12 protein-coding genes are annotated in these 17,611 nt (G+C 70.6%); 7 read left to right on the top strand and 5 right to left on the bottom strand.

What is annotated here, in order from left to right; genetic code table 11:
* Positions 1 to 170 precede the first annotated feature (170 nt).
* On the top strand, positions 171 to 884 hold the full coding sequence (locus ACIBTX_RS07700; protein ID WP_357171594.1) for an acetyltransferase: 714 nt from the start codon (positions 171 to 173) through the stop codon (positions 882 to 884).
* Here the strand turns inward: ACIBTX_RS07700 and wecB are convergent.
* Together wecB and ACIBTX_RS07710 are read right to left on the bottom strand one after the other, a co-directional pair.
* Entirely contained in the window at positions 813 to 1,937 is a 1,125-nt protein-coding gene (gene wecB / locus ACIBTX_RS07705) for a non-hydrolyzing UDP-N-acetylglucosamine 2-epimerase (protein ID WP_357171570.1), read from the bottom strand. The genes ACIBTX_RS07700 and wecB overlap by 72 nt on opposite strands.
* Positions 1,934 to 3,073: a glycosyltransferase family 4 protein gene (locus ACIBTX_RS07710; protein WP_357393196.1), complete on the bottom strand. Its 1,140-nt coding sequence runs from the start codon at positions 3,071 to 3,073 to the stop codon at positions 1,934 to 1,936. The genes wecB and ACIBTX_RS07710 overlap by 4 nt, the downstream gene beginning before the upstream one ends.
* 340 nt (positions 3,074 to 3,413) lie before the next feature.
* Between ACIBTX_RS07710 and gmd the strand changes: the two genes are divergently transcribed.
* Genes gmd through ACIBTX_RS07725 form a run of 3 tightly spaced genes read left to right on the top strand, consistent with a single transcriptional unit; the run spans position 3,414 to position 6,762 of the window.
* Positions 3,414 to 4,427 (top strand): GDP-mannose 4,6-dehydratase, encoded by a 1,014-nt coding sequence (gene gmd / locus ACIBTX_RS07715; protein WP_357171568.1) that lies wholly within the window; start codon positions 3,414 to 3,416, stop codon positions 4,425 to 4,427.
* Positions 4,424 to 5,641: a glycosyltransferase gene (locus ACIBTX_RS07720; RefSeq protein ID WP_357393198.1), complete on the top strand. Its 1,218-nt coding sequence runs from the start codon at positions 4,424 to 4,426 to the stop codon at positions 5,639 to 5,641. The genes gmd and ACIBTX_RS07720 overlap by 4 nt, the downstream gene beginning before the upstream one ends.
* Entirely contained in the window at positions 5,638 to 6,762 is a 1,125-nt protein-coding gene (locus ACIBTX_RS07725) for a DegT/DnrJ/EryC1/StrS family aminotransferase (protein WP_357393200.1), read from the top strand. Before ACIBTX_RS07720 ends, ACIBTX_RS07725 begins: the two co-directional genes overlap by 4 nt.
* 46 nt (positions 6,763 to 6,808) lie before the next feature.
* Here ACIBTX_RS07725 and ACIBTX_RS07730 read toward each other — a convergent pair whose 3' ends face one another.
* Positions 6,809 to 8,065, bottom strand: a complete 1,257-nt coding sequence (locus tag ACIBTX_RS07730; protein WP_396832205.1) for a hypothetical protein — start codon at positions 8,063 to 8,065, stop codon at positions 6,809 to 6,811.
* A complete protein-coding gene (locus ACIBTX_RS07735; RefSeq protein ID WP_357120000.1) occupies positions 8,062 to 9,249 on the bottom strand; it encodes a hypothetical protein in 1,188 nt (395 codons plus the stop codon). Before ACIBTX_RS07735 ends, ACIBTX_RS07730 begins: the two co-directional genes overlap by 4 nt.
* Before the next feature lie 390 nt (positions 9,250 to 9,639).
* Here ACIBTX_RS07735 and ACIBTX_RS07740 point away from each other — a divergent pair, with 390 nt between their 5' ends.
* The 3 genes from ACIBTX_RS07740 to ACIBTX_RS07750 all read left to right on the top strand — a co-directional run bounded on the left by ACIBTX_RS07740 (position 9,640) and on the right by ACIBTX_RS07750 (position 15,844).
* Positions 9,640 to 11,517 carry a nucleoside-diphosphate sugar epimerase/dehydratase gene (locus ACIBTX_RS07740; protein ID WP_357120003.1) on the top strand — a complete coding sequence of 626 codons (1,878 nt, stop codon included), beginning with the start codon at positions 9,640 to 9,642 and terminating at the stop codon, positions 11,515 to 11,517.
* A 198-nt stretch (positions 11,518 to 11,715) separates the two neighbouring features.
* Positions 11,716 to 14,820 carry a M14 family zinc carboxypeptidase gene (locus tag ACIBTX_RS07745; RefSeq protein ID WP_396832206.1) on the top strand — a complete coding sequence of 1,035 codons (3,105 nt, stop codon included), beginning with the start codon at positions 11,716 to 11,718 and terminating at the stop codon, positions 14,818 to 14,820.
* A 100-nt stretch (positions 14,821 to 14,920) separates the two neighbouring features.
* Positions 14,921 to 15,844: an NAD(+)/NADH kinase gene (locus ACIBTX_RS07750; protein WP_396832274.1), complete on the top strand. Its 924-nt coding sequence runs from the start codon at positions 14,921 to 14,923 to the stop codon at positions 15,842 to 15,844.
* 117 nt (positions 15,845 to 15,961) lie between these two features.
* Here ACIBTX_RS07750 and pgm read toward each other — a convergent pair whose 3' ends face one another.
* On the bottom strand, positions 15,962 to 17,605 hold the full coding sequence (pgm, locus tag ACIBTX_RS07755; protein WP_396832207.1) for a phosphoglucomutase (alpha-D-glucose-1,6-bisphosphate-dependent): 1,644 nt from the start codon (positions 17,603 to 17,605) through the stop codon (positions 15,962 to 15,964).
* Between the last annotated feature and the right edge of the window lie 6 nt (positions 17,606 to 17,611).

Genomic DNA, 17,611 nt, shown 5'->3' on the forward strand with positions numbered 1-17,611 from the left:
ATCCTGTTCCGGCGTCGGTGCGGGCACGTCTGCGCACCTGGAACGCGCGAGGATCGGCCAGGGCGCCGCCGCTCACCCCGTCACCATCGGCACCGGTAACCGGTTCAGATGACGGAGAGCGGCCAGCGTTCTCCGTAGCCGAGGGAGAGCCGCGGTTGACGACCGACGTAGTGATCGTAGGCACCGGCGGGATGGGCCGAGAGGTATATGGGGTAATTCGCCTTTTGAATACCGTTTCGGGCGCTAGGGCATCCTGGCGGGTGCTGGGCTTCGTCGACGACTACCCCACCGAGAGAAACGTCGAGTCGGTACACCGCCTCGGCGTCGCCTTTCTCGGTCCGACCCGTTGGCTGGCCGCCCAACCGGCCAGCACCCACGTGGTGCTCGGCGTCGGGCACCCCCGGCTGCGCCGCGAGACCGACCAGACCATCTCCCGGTACGGCCTGCCGGCGGCCACGGTGGTGCATCCGGCCGCGGAGATCGCCCCCGACTGCGTCCACCAGCAGGGACTGTTCGCCGCCGGTGGCGCCCGGGTCACCACGAACGTGCTGGTGGGGCGGCACGTGCACCTCAACCAGAACTGCACGGTCGGGCACGACACGGTGCTCGGCGACTACGTCTCGGTCAATCCGCTCGCCGCGGTTTCCGGGTACTGCCGGCTGGAGGACGGCGTGCTGGTGGGTACCACTGCCGCGATCCTGCCGAAGCTGACCGTCGGCCGGGACGCCACCGTGGGCGCCGGCGCCTGCGTGACCCGCGACGTACCGCCGGGCGTCGTCGTGACGGGTGTGCCGGCCCGACCGGTGGAGCGGTCAGCGGCGGATGCCCGCCCAGTCGTGATGGCGGCGCACGGTCGACAGGATGAAGTCGACGACCCGGCGTGACGTATCGGGGACCTGGTAGTCGAGCGGGCAGGCGACCGAGCCCTCGGCCACCTGCGCCACCACCACCCGGATGGCCTCGACGACCCCGTCCGGATCGAGGCCGGTCATCACGATCGCCCCGCTGTCCAGCGCCTCCGGCCGTTCGATGGACTCGCGAAGGGTCACCGCCGGGAATCCGAGAATCGCGGCCTCCTCGCTGACGGTGCCACTGTCCGAGAGGGCGCATCGGGCGTTGCGTTGCAGGGTCACGTAGTCGAAGAAGCCGAACGGCTCGTGGAACGCCACACCGTCGAGGTGCAGGCCGTCACCGGCGAGCGCCTCCAGCCGCTTGCGCGTACGCGGATGCGTGGAGACCAACAGCGGCAGCCGCCACTGGTCGCGGACCGCCCGCAGGCATTCCAGCAGTCGACGGAGTCGGTCCGGGTGGTCGACGTTCTCCTGCCGGTGCGCGCTGACGACGAAGTAGCCGCCTGGTTCGAGTTCGAGTTGGGCCAGCACGGTGGACCCCTCGATCTGCCGCCGGTAGTGGTCGAGCACCTCCCGCATGGGTGAGCCGGTGTGCAGGATGCGACGCGGGTGCAGCCCTTCGGCGAGCAGGTTGCGCCGGGCGTGCTCCGAGTAGACCAGATTGAAGTCGGCGATGTGGTCGACCATGCACCGGTTGGTCTCCTCCGGCACGTTCAGGTCGAAGCAGCGGTTGCCAGCCTCCATGTGGTACACCGGCACGTTCATCCGCCGGGCCATCAGCGCCGAGATCGCACTGTTGGTGTCGCCGAGCACCAGCAGGGCGTCCGGGCGTAGCTCGGTGATCGCCTTCTCCGTACCGACCAGGACGGCACCCAGGAGGCTGCCGAGAGACTGGGTGTCGGCCCGCAGAAAGACGTCCGGCGCGCGGACCCCCAGTTCGCTGAAGAAGACGTCGGAGAGCGAGGGATCCCAATTCTGCCCGGTGTGCACCAGGGTGTGGTCCACGGTCCGGTCGAGCGCGTCAATCACCCGGGCCAGCCGGATGATCTCCGGCCTGGTCCCGACGACGGTCATCACGCGGGTCACTTGACGCCTCCTGGTGGCAGTTGGACGGATTCGGCCCGCTGGGCGGGCAGTGGACAGGGCTCCCGATGCGCCGGGTCGTGGATCACCCGCCGGGCCTGATCGAGGACGCTTATCGGCGCCCTGCTCGCCCGCCACCGGCGATAGGCGGCGCCCGCCTCGATCCGGGCCGCGTGTCGCTGCTCCGGGGTGGCGGTCGCCACCTGCGTGACGAGGGCGCCCAGCGCGGCCGCGGTCAGCTCGGTCAGGACCAGTCCGCCGCCGTCGCGCAGCACGCCCGTCCACGGTGTCCGGTCGGAGCAGACCACCGGGCAGCTTGCGGAGAGGCTCTCGGCGATGGCGTTGCCGTAGTTCTCCCCGCGGGTCGGCATGACGAAGGCGTCGTAGCGGGAGAAGGTCGGACAGACCTGCTCGGGCGGCAGCTCACCCCGGTAGCTGACGGCGACCGAGTCGGGCAGCTCGGCCAGGCGCTCCCGGCACCGTCGCCAGTACGCCGGGTCCTCCACCGGGCCGTAGATGTCCAGCCGCACCGGCACCGGCACGAAGGCGAGCGCGGCAAGCACCAGGTCGAGGTTCTTCATGGGCGAGATCCGCCCGATGAAGACCAGCCGCGCGTGGTGGGTCGAGAGCATCTCGACCGGCTCCGTCTGCGGCTCGGGGCCACGACTGACCGCGACGACACCGATCCGCGCCCGGGGCAGCACCCGCTTGATGTCGTTGGCCTCGACCGGCGTGGTGGCGTGCCAGAGCACCCGACGGTCGAGCAGCATCCACCGCCAGGCGGCCAGGAAGATCCGCTTACGGAATCGGTGCACCCGAAGCGCGGCCGCGCCGAACTCACCTCGGGGGGCGACCAGGATGCGGCCCGCCCGTAGCAACCCGAGCCGGGCCGCCGCCATGGGCAGGATGGAGAAGGTCGACCAGACGCTGTTGACGTACAGCAGGTCGAAGCGGTCGGCGCGCAGCGAGCGCCAGAGCGACCGCCACTGCTCCGGCCGACGCACACCGAGATAGAAGACGTTCGTCCGGCCGACCCGGACCCAACGCCCGGAGAGCCCCGGATAGGGGTCGCGGCATCCGAGGTCGCGGTCGCGGGTCAACATCGACGTCTCGATGTCGTCGCTGGCCAGAGCGAGCACTTCGCCAATGGACCGGACCGGCCCTCCGGCCCGCCATCCCGGAGCGAAATAGCCGGCGGTGACAAGAACGCGGAATTTGTTTGCGTTAGCCGATGCGAAGCGTTCCTGGGCGTCCGCCGCGGGGGTGGGGTCGCCAACCATCCGCACTCCTCGCTCGTGCCACAGGATCAATTCACCCAACGATCGAAAGCTCGATACGTGACTGATCCTTCTCTCCACTGAGCTGGGAGGTTGGACGGGAAGAATAAATTCCGCCAGTTACCTGAAACCCGAGTTACGCCGACGTCGCGAGCGATATAAGGAAGCGCGGGGGAAATTGGCCCAGCAGGAGAGGGACTTCATGTCACGAACGGCGCTCATATCCGGTATCACCGGGCAGGACGGCAGTTACCTGTCGGAGTTCCTGCTCGACAAGGGATACACGGTGCACGGCATCAAACGGCGATCGTCCTCTTTCAACACCGAGCGGATCGACCACGTGGACGTCCATCCGCGCAGCGGCGACGCCCGCCTCTTCCTCCACTACAGCGACCTCTCCGACCCGGCCTCGCTGACGGCGCTGATCCGGGACATCCGCCCTCACGAGATCTACAACCTGGGCGCCCAGAGCCACGTCCGGGTGTCCTTCGACATCCCCACGTACACGGCGGACGTCACCGGCCTCGGGGCGCTGCGCATGATGGAGGCGGCCCGCTCCGCCGACATCGGCTGCCGGTTCTACCAGGCGTCCTCGTCGGAGATATTCGGCTCGACCCCACCCCCGCAACGCGAGGAGACCCCGTTCCACCCGCGCAGCCCGTACGCCTGCGCCAAGGTGTACGCCTACTGGTCGGCGGTGAACTACCGCGAGTCCTGGAACATGTTCTGCGCCAACGGCATACTGTTCAACCACGAGAGCCCGCGCCGGGGTGAGAACTTCGTGACCCGCAAGGTCACCCGGGCGGTGGCCAGGATCGAGGCCGGCATCCAGGACAAGCTCTACCTGGGCAACCTGGACGCCGTTCGGGACTGGGGCTACGCACCGGAGTACGTCGAGGCGATGTGGCTCGCCCTCCAGCGGGACACCCCGGACGACTACGTGGTCGCCACCGGTGAGGGCCACACGGTGCGCGAATTCGTGGAGGCCGCGTTCGACCGGGTCGGGTTGGACTGGCAGCGGTACGTCGAGTTGGACCCCGCCTACTTCCGCCCGGCGGAGGTCGATGCCCTCGTCGGCGACTACTCGAAGGCCCGGCGCGCCCTGGGGTGGGCCCCGAAGACGCTCTTCAGCGACCTGGTCCGGATCATGGTCGACGCCGACCGGCAACTGCTCGAGGACGAGCGGATGGGGCGACTGATCCGGGTGGACCGGTGAGGGTCGCGGTCGACGCCGCACCCATCCGTCCCGGTCACGCCGCAGGGCTGGAAGCCTTCACCTACGGACTGTTGACCGGCATGGCCGCCGACGACTCCTGCGAGCTGCGGGTGAACGTCCTGCGGGGCACGCTGGACCAGTGGCGGGAACAGGTGCCCGTCGCGCGCATCGGCTGGACCGAGGTGACCCAGCCGCTGCGCTCCGACAACCCCACCGGCCAACTGCTGCGCAGGTGGACACCGACGGTGGTGCGCAACTCCCGTACGGTCCGCACGGCGGTCAACGCGGTCCGGCAACGCTCGGTCGTACGGCATGCCGACACCGACGTCACCCTGTTCCCGTTCCACTCTGCCCCGATCGGGTCGGGCCCCTCGGTCGTCGTCCTGCACGACACACGCCACCTGCGGACCGAGTTTCACGCCCCCGGCTTCGCGGCGGTCGTCCGGGAGAACGTGGCCCGCGCGGCGGCGATCGTGGTCACCTGGCCCCATCCGTACCGGGAAACCCTGCGTCTCTTCCCGGAGGCCGCGGAGCGGACCGTGCTCATCCCGACCCCGGCGTTCCAGCCGGCGCCGGAACGCGCGCACGCGCGGCCCGAACCGGGGCTGCTGGTCTACCCGTCGTCCACCGCGGAGCACAAGAACCACGCCACGCTGCTGGAGGCGATGGCGCTGCTGCCCGACTGCCGCCTGATCTGCCCGGGACCGCTGGTCGAGCCCGAGGCGAGCCGACTGCTCGCCCGCGCCGCGCAGGCCGACCTGCGCGGCCGGGTGTCGTTTCCCGGCTTCGTCAGCCTCGACGAGCTGAACGCCATCTACGCGAGGGCGGACGCGGTGGTCGTACCCTCGCTCTGGGAGGCGGCCAGCGGCGCGATGCTGGAGGCGTTCACCTGGGGTCTCCCGGTCGCCTGCGCCGACGTCGAGCCGCTGCTCGACCAGTTGGAGTTCAACCACGCCGAGGCAGCGGTCTTCCGGGCGCGGGATCCGCGGTCCCTGGCCGACGCGGTCCGGCACCTCCTCGACGACCGGGAGCGCTATGCCGCGGCCTCCCGGCGGGCGAACGACCGGCTGGCCGCTCGCACGTGGGCGGCCACCGGCCGCGACTACCTGGACGTCCTCGCCTGGGCGGCGCGGGGCGGATCAGGCCCGGTGCCCCGCTCCCCCTTCGTCACGGCGGCGAACGACGCCGCGCCCAGCGGAGGTGACGGGCCATGAGCATCGCGGACGACACCTATCCGGTGGCCCGACCGAGCCTCTCCACGTTGGAGGAGCGGTACGTCCTGGACGCCCTGCGGAGCGGGTGGATCTCCTCGCAGGGTCCGTACCTGCGGGACTTCGAGGAACGGTTCGCCAGTCGCTGCGCCGCCGGCACCGCGCTGACGACGAGCAACGGCACGGTCGCGCTGCACCTGGTCCTGGCGGCGGCAGGCATCGGGCCGGGGGACGAGGTGGTCGTCCCCGCGCTGACGTACGTGGCGACGGCCAACGCCGTGGCGTACTGCGGTGCGCGGGCCGTCTGTGTGGACGTCCTGCCGGAGAGCTGGTGCGTCGACCCGGCGGCGGTACGCGCCGCGATCGGCCCGCGTACCCGGGCGGTCATCGCCGTCGACCTGTATGGACATCCGGCCGACTACTCCGCCCTGCGGCAACTCTGTGACCAGCACAATCTGCTCCTGGTCGCCGACGCGGCAGAGTCGTTCGGCGCCACCCTCGACGGGCGGCCCACCGGCTCACTCGCCGACGTCACGACCTTCTCGTTCTTCGGCAACAAGGTGCTCACGTCCGGCGAGGGCGGCTGCGTGACCACCTCCGACGCGGCCCTCGCCGAGCGGATGCGTCTCCTCCGTAACCAGGGCATGGATCCGCACCGTCGGTACTACTTCCCGGTGCTCGGCTACAACTACCGGATGACGAACCTGTGCGCCGCGGTGCTCTGCGCCCAACTGGAGCGCGCGGACGAGATCATCGCGCTTCGGGACCGGGTCATCGCCGGTTACGAGGAGCAGTTGGCCGACGAGCCGACGCTGTCGGCGCAGCCGGTGGCCGCCGGGGTCCGCCGCGCGCCCTGGATGGCGGCCTTCCTCGTCGGGGCCGAGGGGGACGCCACGTCCCGGGATGCGCTGGCCCGTGCGCTCACCCGGCTCGGCGTGGAGACCCGCCCGTTCTTCGTGCCGATCCCGGACCTGCCGGCGCATCACGATCCGGGCGCGGACTGTCCGGTCACCGAGGACCTGAGTCGGCGCGGCCTCAATCTGCCCACGTACGCCGATCTGAGCGAGCCGGCGGTCAAGGCCGTGGTGGAGCGCGTCCGCGCTGCCCTGGCGACCATCGCCTGACCCGCCGCCGGACCGGCGCCCGACCGGGTCGGCGCCGGTCCGGCGGTCAGACCGGTTGGACCGCCGGTGGACGGTCGGCCGCACGGTCGGCCAGCAGCAGGAGATAGCTGCCGCCCCAAGCGACCGCGCTGGCCAGGGCCAACAGGACCAGCGCGCCGGCCGCACCGGGCGCGCCGAACAGAACCGCCCCGGCGACGACCGCCGGCACGCGCAGCCCGCCGAGCAGGAGGCCGAGGACGATGGCCCGCCGGCTCGCCCGTTCGATCCGCAGCCCGGCGAAGCCGATGGTGGCCGGCACGGCCAGCAGGCTCTCCAGCGCGAGCAAGACCAGCAGGCTCCGGGCGACGCTCCAGTTGGAGCCGAGCAGCTCCCTGCCGACCGCGTCCGGCAGCAGGGCGACCGCGACTGTCAACGGCCCGATGGCGGCGGCCACCAGCAGTGCCAGCCGGACAGCCGCCCGGGTCCGCACCGTGCGGGACTCGGCCCGGGTGCGGGCCAACTGCGGCAGGACCAGCGTGGCCGCCGTGGACAGCACCAGGTTGACCGGCCCCAGCAGCGTGCGCCCGGCGCTCAACGCACCGACCACCGCCGTGCCGGCGACCAGCGCCACCGCGGTCAGCGCCAGCTGCGCGGAACCATTGGTCAGCAGGAACTGCGTACCGAATCCCACCGCGACGCGGGTCTCCGCTCGGCCGACGCGCCAGCCGGGCACCAGCGCGTACCGGCGCCGGGCCGCGACGACCAGGCCGATCAGCGCGCCGCCGCCGCCCCACAGGGCGAAGACAGATGGCGGGTCGATCACCCGGAACAGGCCGGCCAGCACGGCACACCCGGTGAGCGCGGCCCAGGTGATCTCCTGGGCCATCGCCGCCGAGGGAGCGCCGATGCCGACGGCGACCGCCTTGGTGTAGTCGTAGAGGGCCAGGCCGGGCAGGGCGAGGCCCGCGAACAGCAGGTAGGGCGAGCCGTATGCCACGCCGGCCGCGCAGACGAGGGTGCCACCGACGAGGCCGAGCAGGATCGCCCGCCGGGAGGCCGACGCGACCCCAACGCCGGTGGCCAGCACGGTGTCGGTCACGGTGCTCCGGACCAGCCCGGAGCCGACGATGTAGAACGAGAACGCCAGGGCGAACTGGCCCAGCCCACCGACCGACTCCAGTCGGGTCACGGTGATCGCCAGCAGCAGGTTGCCGCCGCTGGAGAGCCCGCCGACGACGAGCGCGAGCAGCGCCCGACGTCCGGTCCGTGGACCCTCTCGGGCGTCGGCGCGACCGACCGCGTGCCGGCCCACCCGTACGGTCACCGGCGCGCGGCCGGGATCGCGGGTGTTCGACCGGGCTCCGGGCGCCTGCGGGCCCCGTGCAGGGAGCGGCGGCTGAGCGCCAGGAGGACGAAGACCGGGATCGCCGCCACCACGTGTTGCAGGAAGCTGATCGTGGAGTCCGGGTAGGTGTTGGACCAGAGCAGCGGGTCGAAGAGCACCAGGCAGAAGAGGCTCAGCCGGATCGGGCCGGGTGCGCCCCGCCAGCGCAGCAGCACCGCCGCCACCGCGGCCCAGAACGCGTGCACGGCGACCACGCCGGCCGGACCGTCGAAGAACCAGATGTTGCCCAGCAGCAGGAATGTGTAGGCCGACGTCGGGCCACCGCCGATGTACTGGTTGATCCGCTGCCCGGTGGAGATCGCCGGACGGTCCGGATCGAGCACCCGGGGCACCAGCCCGTACCGCAGGTAGTCGGTGGCCACGGGCTGGCCCAGGTCGACCGGGACGTCGAAGCCCGCCACCACACTGAGCTGGCTGTCCAGCCGCAGCCGGTCCGTGGCGGTGACCTTGGTGTCCACCGCGACGCCGCGATCCTCCCGGATGCTGTTGCGCTGCTCGAACACCGCCGGCCACGCGAGGAAGACCACGACCGCGCAGAGCACCAGGTAACGCAGCCGGAAGACGCCGCAGAGCGCCCCGGTGGCCGCCATGAAGAACACCAGCGCGACAAGCGGAGCGGTGAGGGCCGTCAGTACCGCGACGTAGATTTCCGCGCCGACGAGGACGGCCAACCAGCCGTACAGCTTCGTCCGCGACAGCCGACCGCTCAGATGGCTGGCCACCAGCAACGCGAAGCCCAGAGCCGTCCAGCCGGAGAAGAGCGTGCTCACCATGGCGAGCGGTCCGTCGGACAGATCGCCGGAGATCTGGTTGACGATGCTGCCCCGACCGAGGTACGCCGCGAGCAAGTTCGCGGCGACGCTGGTGAGCGTGACCACGATGGCGATCGGGTACAGCCACGGATAGCGGGCGTGGGCGCGCCGGAAGCCGTCGCGCCAGCGCGGGTCGGGACGGCCGAACAGGCTGGCCATCGTCTCCACGGCGACACTGCCCAGCAACGCGAGCCCGACCAGATAGACGATGAAACCGGTCTCCGGATTCCGGTAGTAGACCGCCATCGGCAGGATCAGCAACGCGTACGGGGCGAGCACGACGACGGTCACCGGATAGCAGCGGAGCAACCGACCGACGAGGTCCCGGTGGGCGCCCGAAGCCCTGTTCCCAGGTGGGTGGTCCGTCCGCGCCTCGGTCGCACCGGTCGCCCCGCCGGGGAAGAGGGCAGCCCCGGGCCAGGTCATTGCGCGCGGGCCCCCTTCGAGATACGGATGGTCGCTCCTGACCCAACGAGCCAACCGACCGGGCGAAACGCCCTTGCGGACGCGAGCCTCGCGCGTAGACCCGTCGGACTTCCCGACCATAAATCAGACAACCGGTCATAGAAATGTGAAAACCGGATTCGGCGCCGCATATTCCGCTAAGCAGGTAGCGGATGGCCGTGGCCCCCTGACCTGCCCTGGGTCATCTTCGGCCACGGACAGGACAGGGAGTCGTAGATGCCCCCGGAGATGCAACGGGTTGAGCCAACGGCGTCAACAGCCACCGGCCGGGCCAGGGTGAGCCGCCGTCGGACTGCCATCTTCCTCGCCGCCGACGCCCTCGGCTGGGTCGGCGGGTTCACGGTCGCGGGCTGGGCCAGGTACGAGATGGCCCTCACCGTCGACCAAGCGGTCAATGCGGTACTGCTCGGTGGCGGTGCCGCCGTGCTGCATGTCGGAGTCAGCGCACTGCGTCGTATTCGTTCCGGTCGTCAGCCTCTCGGCACCGTCGAGGAAGTCCGTGGACTCGCCGGCACCACCGCCACCACGGCCGCGATCGTCCTCGTCGCCCTCCTCTCGATGGGCGAACGCCCAGTGCCGGCCAGCACCCCCGTGATCGGTGCCGCACTGGCGCTGCTGCTGATGCTCAGCTGCCGTCTTCTGCACCGCCACCGGCGCGACCGCGCGATGCGACCCGATGCCCGCTCGGCCACCCCGGTGCTCCTCTTCGGTTTCGGCGAGGCCGGGCAGGGGCTGGTACGCGCGATGCTCAGCGACCCGAAGGGCCGCTACCTTCCCGTCGGCGCGCTCGACGACGATCCGGGCAAACACGACCTGCGCATCGCAGGTGTCCCGGTGCTCGGCGGCCGGCAGCACCTCGTCGAGGTGATCGAGCGCACCGGCGCCACCACTGTCATCTTCGCCGTGGCGAACGCCGACGCCATGCTGATCCGGGAGGTGCGGGAGGCGACCCTACGCACGGGGGCGGCGTTCAAGGTGCTGCCGCCGGTCCGGGAGTTGGTGGATCACCGGATCACCGTCAGCGACGTACGGGACGTCCAGATCAGCGACCTGCTCGGCCGCCGGCAGGTGGTCGGCGACCTGACCCTGGACGACAACGGGCTGACCGGCCGACGTGTACTGGTCACCGGTGCCGGGGGTTCGATCGGATCGGAGCTGTGCCGGCAGATCATGCGCGCCAACCCCGGTGAGCTGATGATGCTGGACCGGGACGAGTCGGCCCTGCACAGCCTCCAGATGTCGCTCACCGGGCGCGCGCTGTTGGACGGCCCCGAACTCATTCTCGCCGACCTACGGGACGACGAAGGTGTACGCCGCATCATGCGGGAGCGCCGCCCCGAGATCGTCTTCCACGCGGCCGCGTTGAAGCATCTGACCCTGCTGGAACGCCACCCGGGTGAGGCGGTCAAGACCAACGTCTGGGGGACGCTCACCGTCCTGGACGCCTGCCGGGATGTCACCCGCTTCGTCAACATCTCCACCGACAAGGCCGCCAACCCGATAAGCGTGCTCGGCTACTCGAAGCGCATCACCGAGATGCTGACCGCGCACGCCGCCGCCACGTACCCGGGCACCTTCCTGAGCGTCCGGTTCGGCAACGTCCTGAGCAGCCGGGGATCCGTGGTGACCGCCTTCCAGCGGCAGATCGAGGCGCGACAGCCCCTGACCGTCACCGACCCGCACGTGACCCGGTACCTGATGACGGTGCAGGAGGCGGTACATCTGGTTCTCCAAGCGGCGGCCATCGGGCGCGGCGGGGAGGCCCTGGTCCTCGACATGGGCGAACCGGTACGGATCGACGATCTCGCCCGGCGCATGGTGGAGCAGGCGGCCAGCCCGGTCCCGATCGTCTACACCGGGCTACGACCCGGGGAGAAGCTGCACGAGGACCTGTTCGGCAAGGGGGAGGCGGACCGCCGGCCGCTGCACCCGCTGATCTCGCACGTGACGGTACCGGTCCTGGACCCCTTCGAGGTGAGTGGACTGGACCCGTTCGACGAACCCGACAAGGTCACCGACCAGCTAGCCCGGCTCTGCGGCATCCTGCCCGGTCCGTTCTCCGACCGCCGCACCGGGATCCCGCTGGCCCGCTGACGCCGTCGCAACCGGGGCCGGCGCACACCCCGCGTCGGCCCCGGCGCGAGCTGACGGAGCCTTCCCACCCGACTCGCCACCCGTCACAGCTGGCTCCGGCATCGACGCGGACAGCAACGACCCGCCCATCGACCGATTGACATCAATCACGCCACACCGAAAGCTCGCGCCTACAGGTCCTTCACCCAAGGAGGCGCGATGAGACCGAGACGACTGGCGATCGCCAGCGTGGTCACCCTGCTCGGCGCACTCGCATTAACCCCGCCGGCAAGCGCGAAGCCACCGTCCGAACCGGGCGCCCGCGACGGCCTGGAGGTCTACGTCGGCACGGTCGACGCGAAACAGCGGGACCAGCTACGCGCGGCGGGAGTCGACCTCGGCCACGACGCGAAGACCGACTCGACCGGCAGGACGACCGTCGAGACGGTGCTCAGTCGCCGGCAGGCGAAGCGGCTGACCGACCAGGGCGTCCCGTTGTCGGTGAAGAAGGTGCGCGGCAAGGACGCGTCCCAGGCGCTGCGGGAGCAGGCGGCGGCGGGCTGGACGGCGTTCCGGCCCTACGGGGAGCCGGGCGGTCTGCGCGACGAGTTGAACGCCACGGCGGCCCGCTATCCCAAGCTGACCAAGGTGGAGACGATCGGCCGTACCCAGCAGGGCCAGCCGATCGTCGCCGTGAAGGTCACCAAGAACGCGCGGACCGTCGCGGACGGGAAGCGGCCAGCCGTGCTCTACGCCGGCGCGCAGCACGCCCGTGAGTGGATCACGCCAGAGATGACCCGTCGACTGATGCACCACGTGCTCGACAGCTACGGCACCGACCGGGAGATCACGAAACTTCTGGACACGACCGAGCTGTGGTTCCTGCCGGTGGCCAACCCGGACGGCTACGACTTCACCTTCACCACCGGCAACCGGCTGTGGCGCAAGAACCTGCGGGACAACAACGGCGACGGGCAGATCACCTCCGGCGACGGCGTGGACCTCAACCGCAACTTCGCCTACAAGTGGGGGTACGACAACGAGGGCTCGTCACCGGAGCCGAACAGTGAGACCTACCGGGGTCCGGGCCCCAACTCGGAGCCGGAGACCAAGGCCCTGGACCAGCTCTTCAAGCGGGTCGGGTTCGAGTTCTTCGTCAACTACCACTCGGCGGCCGAGCTGCTGCTCTACGGGATCGGCTGGCAGGTGAGCACCCCCAGCCCGGACGACGAGATCTACAAGGCGATGGCCGGGGACGACGCGCACCCGGCGGTGCCCGGTTACGACCCCGACATCTCCGCCGAGCTGTACACGACCAACGGTGACACCGACAGCCACGCCACCGTCCGGTACGGCGCGCTGGGCTTCACCCCCGAGATGTCCACGTGTGAGGCCGCCTCGGCGGTCGACCCGGACGACGAGTGGCGCCCGGAGGACTGCGTCAGCGGCTTCATCTTCCCCGACGACGAGACGTTGATCGCTGGTGAGGTGCGCAAGAACCTGCCGTTCGCGCTCGCCGTGGCCAAGTCGGCGGCGCACCCGGACGAGCCGGTGTCGGTGGTCGGCCGGAGCACCCCGGACTTCGTGGTGGACGCCTTCGACACCTCGTACGGGCGCACCCAGCAGGTCGCCGCCATCACCCGGCGGGCGCTGAAGAACGTGAAGATGCACTACACGGTCAACGGCGGGCGACCGAAGACCGTCGCGGTCCGCGAGTGGCGCGGAGGCGAACGGTACGGCGACACTCACGACGACTACTACGCGGAGCTCCGCGGCACGGTCGGCGGCACGAAACCGGGTGACCGGGTGGAGGTCTGGTTCACCGGCAACAAACCCCGGTCCGGGGTGGTCGCCAGCGAACACTTCACCTACCAGGTGCACACCGACATCGGCGGCGACGTGCTGGTCCTCGCGATGGAGGACGTCACCGGCCTCAGCCCGACACAGACCGGCACCACCGCCAAGTACGCCGACGAGGTCGCGGCATCGTTGAGCGCCGCCGGCCGCAGCAGCGACGTGTACGACTTCGACGCGATGGGCCGCAAGGCGCCCCATCCGCTGGGCGTGCTGTCGCACTACAAGGCGGTGGTGTGGGAGACCGGCGACGACGTGATCATGCGCTCCCCCGGCCAGGTTGCCGGCACCGCGGCCAAGGCGGCGCTGGACACCGAACTGGCCGTGCGGGACTACCTCAACGAGGGTGGCAAGCTCCTGGTCAGCGGCCAGTACGCGCTGTACGCCCAGGGCGCCAACGGTTCGTACGTCTACCACCCGGACGCGCCGCCGGAGTGCACCAACGCCGACGATCCGGCCTGCCTGCCGCTGCTGAACGACTTCCAGCAGTACTGGTTGGGAGCGCACACCTACGTCAGCGACGGCGGTACCGCGCCGGAGGGAGAGCCGTTCCCGGCCGCCGGCCGCGACGGCACGTTCACCGGCTTCAACGGGCAGCTCAACGCGGCCGGTTCGGCGGAGAACCAGGGGCACACCGCGTCGTTCCTGACCACGTCGAGTTTCCTGCCGCCGGACGAGTTCCCGCAGTTCGCCAGCTCCGCGCCGGTGGGCTGGACCCGACCGGGCGGCGCGCCGTTCGACCCGCGTACGGGTGAGTGGTACCTGTACAGCGGGCAGGCCAACGAGTCGTACAAGCGGCTCACCCGCACGGTGGACCTCAGCGGGGCGACCAGCTCAGAGCTGCGCTTCTTCACCTCGTACGAGATCGAGCAGAACTGGGACTTCCTCTTCGTCGAGGCCCACGAGGTGGGCAGCGACAACTGGACGACACTGCCGGACGTCAACGGCAAGACCAGCACGGTCACCGGGGAGAGCTGCGCCTCGGGTTGGGGCCAACTGCACCCCTTCCTCGCCCACTACCAGGGCGCGGGCTGCTCCCCCTCGGGGAGCACCGGAAGCTGGAACGCGGCGACCGGGACGTCGAGTGGGTGGAAGGAGTTCGTGGTCGACCTGACCGCGTACGCCGGCAAGCAGGTCGAGGTGTCAATCACGTACGCCTCGGACTGGGGGGCCCAGGGGCTCGGGGTCTTCCTGGACGACGCCCGGGTAATTGTCGACTCCGCGACCGTGGCGGAGACCTCGTTCGAGTCCGCCGACCTGGGCGGCTGGACGGTGGCCGGGCCGCCGGCCGGCTCCGGCGGCAACGCCAACGACTGGTCGCGCAGCCAGCAGGCGTTCGAGGAGGGCTCCGTGGTGGTCACCGGGGACACGGTGTACCTGGGCTTCGGGTTGGAGGGCCTCTCCCCAGCGACCCGCGATGACCTGGTCGCCCGCTCGTTGACCCACCTCACCCGTCAACGCCGCCCCTGACGGCGGCGAGGTGCGCCGGCGGTCCACGGACCGTCGGCGCACCTTCGGCGTACGCCGGGTGCGCCCCGCACCGATGTGATGAGCTGGACGGGTGTCGGGGCTGGGACTTGTGCTGCACCCCACCCGGGATGTCACCGAGGTGGTCGAAATCATCGAACGGTGGGCGACGCGTCACCGCAAGACGCTGTACGTGTCCGAGGAGGACCAGCACCGCGTCCCGTCCTCTGTCGAACCGGTGCCGGCGGACCAGGTGGCATCCCGCGCCGACGCGTTGATCAGCATCGGCGGTGACGGCACGATGCTGGGTGCGCTGCGCTCCGCCGTCCGCGACCCGAAGCCGGTGCTCGGCGTACACCTGGGTCGTCTGGGGTTTCTGGTCGAGATCGAACCGCCGGGACTGCCCGACGCGCTGAGCCGGCTGCTGTCGAAGGACTTCACCGTCGAGTCGCACGCGTGTCTCGCCTGCGACGTGTGCGGTGACGACGTCGTCGCATTCAACGACATCGCGCTGGTCCGCCAGCCGGGCGCCGGTTTCGTCAGCGTCACGCTCGCCATCGACGGCCAGCAGTACGGCTACTACCGCAGCGACGCCGTGGTGGTCAGCACCCCGATCGGTTCGACGGCGTACAGCTACGCGGCCGGCGGTCCACTGATCTCCCCGGCGGCGGACTCGGTGGTGATCACGCCGGCCGCGCCGATGGCCGGTATCTCCCGTGCCGTGGTGCTCTCCCCGGACGAGAAGATCCGGTTGGAGCTACAGCCCAACTCGTCGCCGGTCGTCGTGGAGATGGACGGTCTGGTCTTCCGCGACGCGGCGACGGAGGGGGCGGTGGACATCTCGTACCGCCGCGACGCCGGCCTGGTGGTCCGCTTCGACCCGCTGCGCTACCAGGAGCGCAACCAGTTGAAGATGACCCTGCTCGACCTGCCGTTCCTCCCCGAGCAGCTCCGCGAACTACTCCCCGAAGAACTCCGCCGCCGCAGCCAGGAACTCCCCCCACCCGCCGACCCCCCACCCTGCTGACCCCCCGCGCCCACCGCACCTGCCGCGCCCACCGCACCTGCCGCGTGATCAAGAGGTTTGCGTCACGACACGCCGGGCGTCGTGACGCAAACCTCTTGATCAACGCGGCCGGAGGGGTCAGGCCTGGGTCAGGGCCTGGTCTACCAGGTTCTTGGCTTCTTTTTGGATCTTCTTGAGGTGGTCGGGGCCCTGGAAGGACTCGGCGTAGATCTTGTAGACGTCTTCCGTGCCCGAGGGACGAGCGGCGAACCAGCCGGACTTCGTGCTGACCTTCAGGCCACCGATCGGGGCGTTGTTGCCGGGGGCGGTGGTCAGGGTCGCGGTGATCGGCTCGCCGGCCAACTCCGTGGCGGTGACCTGATCCGGGTTGAGCTTGGCGAGCACGGCCTTCTGCTCGCGGGTCGCCGGGGCGTCGATCCGGGCGTACGCGGGGGCGCCGAACCGCTCGGCCAGCTCCGCCCAGTGCTCGCTCGGGCTGCGCCCGGTGGTGGCCAGGATCTCGGAGGCCAGCAGGCAGAGCAGGATGCCGTCCTTGTCGGTGGTCCAGGTGGAGCCGTCACGGCGCAGGAACGACGCCCCGGCGCTCTCCTCGCCACCGAAGCCGACCGCCCCGTCGAGCAGGCCGGGCACGAACCACTTGAACCCGACCGGCACCTCCAACAGCGGCCGACCCAGATCGGCGGCCACCCGGTCGATCATCGAGGACGAGACCAGGGTCTTGCCGACGGCGGCGGCCGGCCCCCAGTGGGCGCGGGTGCGGAACAGGTGCCCGATCGCGACCGCCAGGAAGTGGTTGGGGTTCATCAGGCCGCCGTCGGGGGTGACGATGCCGTGCCGGTCGGCGTCCGCGTCGTTGCCCGTGGAGATCTGGTAGTCGGCGCGGGCGGCGATCAGCGACGCCATCGCGTTCGGCGACGAGCAGTCCATCCGGATCTTGCCGTCCCCGTCGAGGGTCATGAACCGCCAGGTCGGGTCGACGGTCGGGTTGACCACCGTCAGGTCCAGTCGGTGCCGCTCGGCGATCTCACCCCAGTACGCCACGCTCGCCCCACCCAGCGGATCCGCGCCGATACGGATGCCGGCGGCTCGGATGGCGTCGATGTCGATCGCGGCCGGCAGGTCGTCGACGTAGTGCGCGAGGAAGTCGTACTCCCCGGTAGTGTCGGCGGCTCGGGCCCGCGCGTAGGTGATCCGGCGGACCTCCTTGAGCCCGGCGGCGAGGATGCTGTTGGCGCGGTCCTGGATCCACCGGGTGACGTCGGTGTCGGCGGGCCCGCCGTTGGTCGGGTTGTACTTGAAGCCGCCGTCGTCCGGCGGGTTGTGCGACGGGGTGATGACGATGCCGTCGGCGAGGCCGCTGGTACGACCCCGGTTGTGAGTGAGGATCGCGTGCGACAGCGCCGGCGTGGGGGTGTAGCCGTCGCGGCTGTCCACCAGCACGGTGACGCCGTTGGCGGCGAGGACCTCGAGGGCGTCCACGGCGGCCGGCGCGGAGAGCGCGTGGGTGTCCCGGGCGAGGAACAGCGGGCCGTCGAGGCCCTGCTCCCGCCGGTAGTCGCAGAGCGCCTGGGTGACCGCGACGATGTGGTCGGAGTTGAACGCGTTGCGCAGGCTGGAGCCGCGGTGACCGGAGGTGCCGAAGGAGACCTGCTGCGCCGGGTCCGCAGGGTCCGGATGCTCGGCGTAGTAGGCGGTCACCAGGCGCGGCACGTCGACCAGGTCGGCGGGCTCGGCGGGCTGGCCGGCACGGGGGTGGGTCACTGCGGG

The sequence above is a fragment of the Micromonospora sp. NPDC049359 genome, from assembly GCF_044466585.1.
Taxonomy (GTDB): Bacteria; Actinomycetota; Actinomycetes; order Mycobacteriales; family Micromonosporaceae; genus Micromonospora.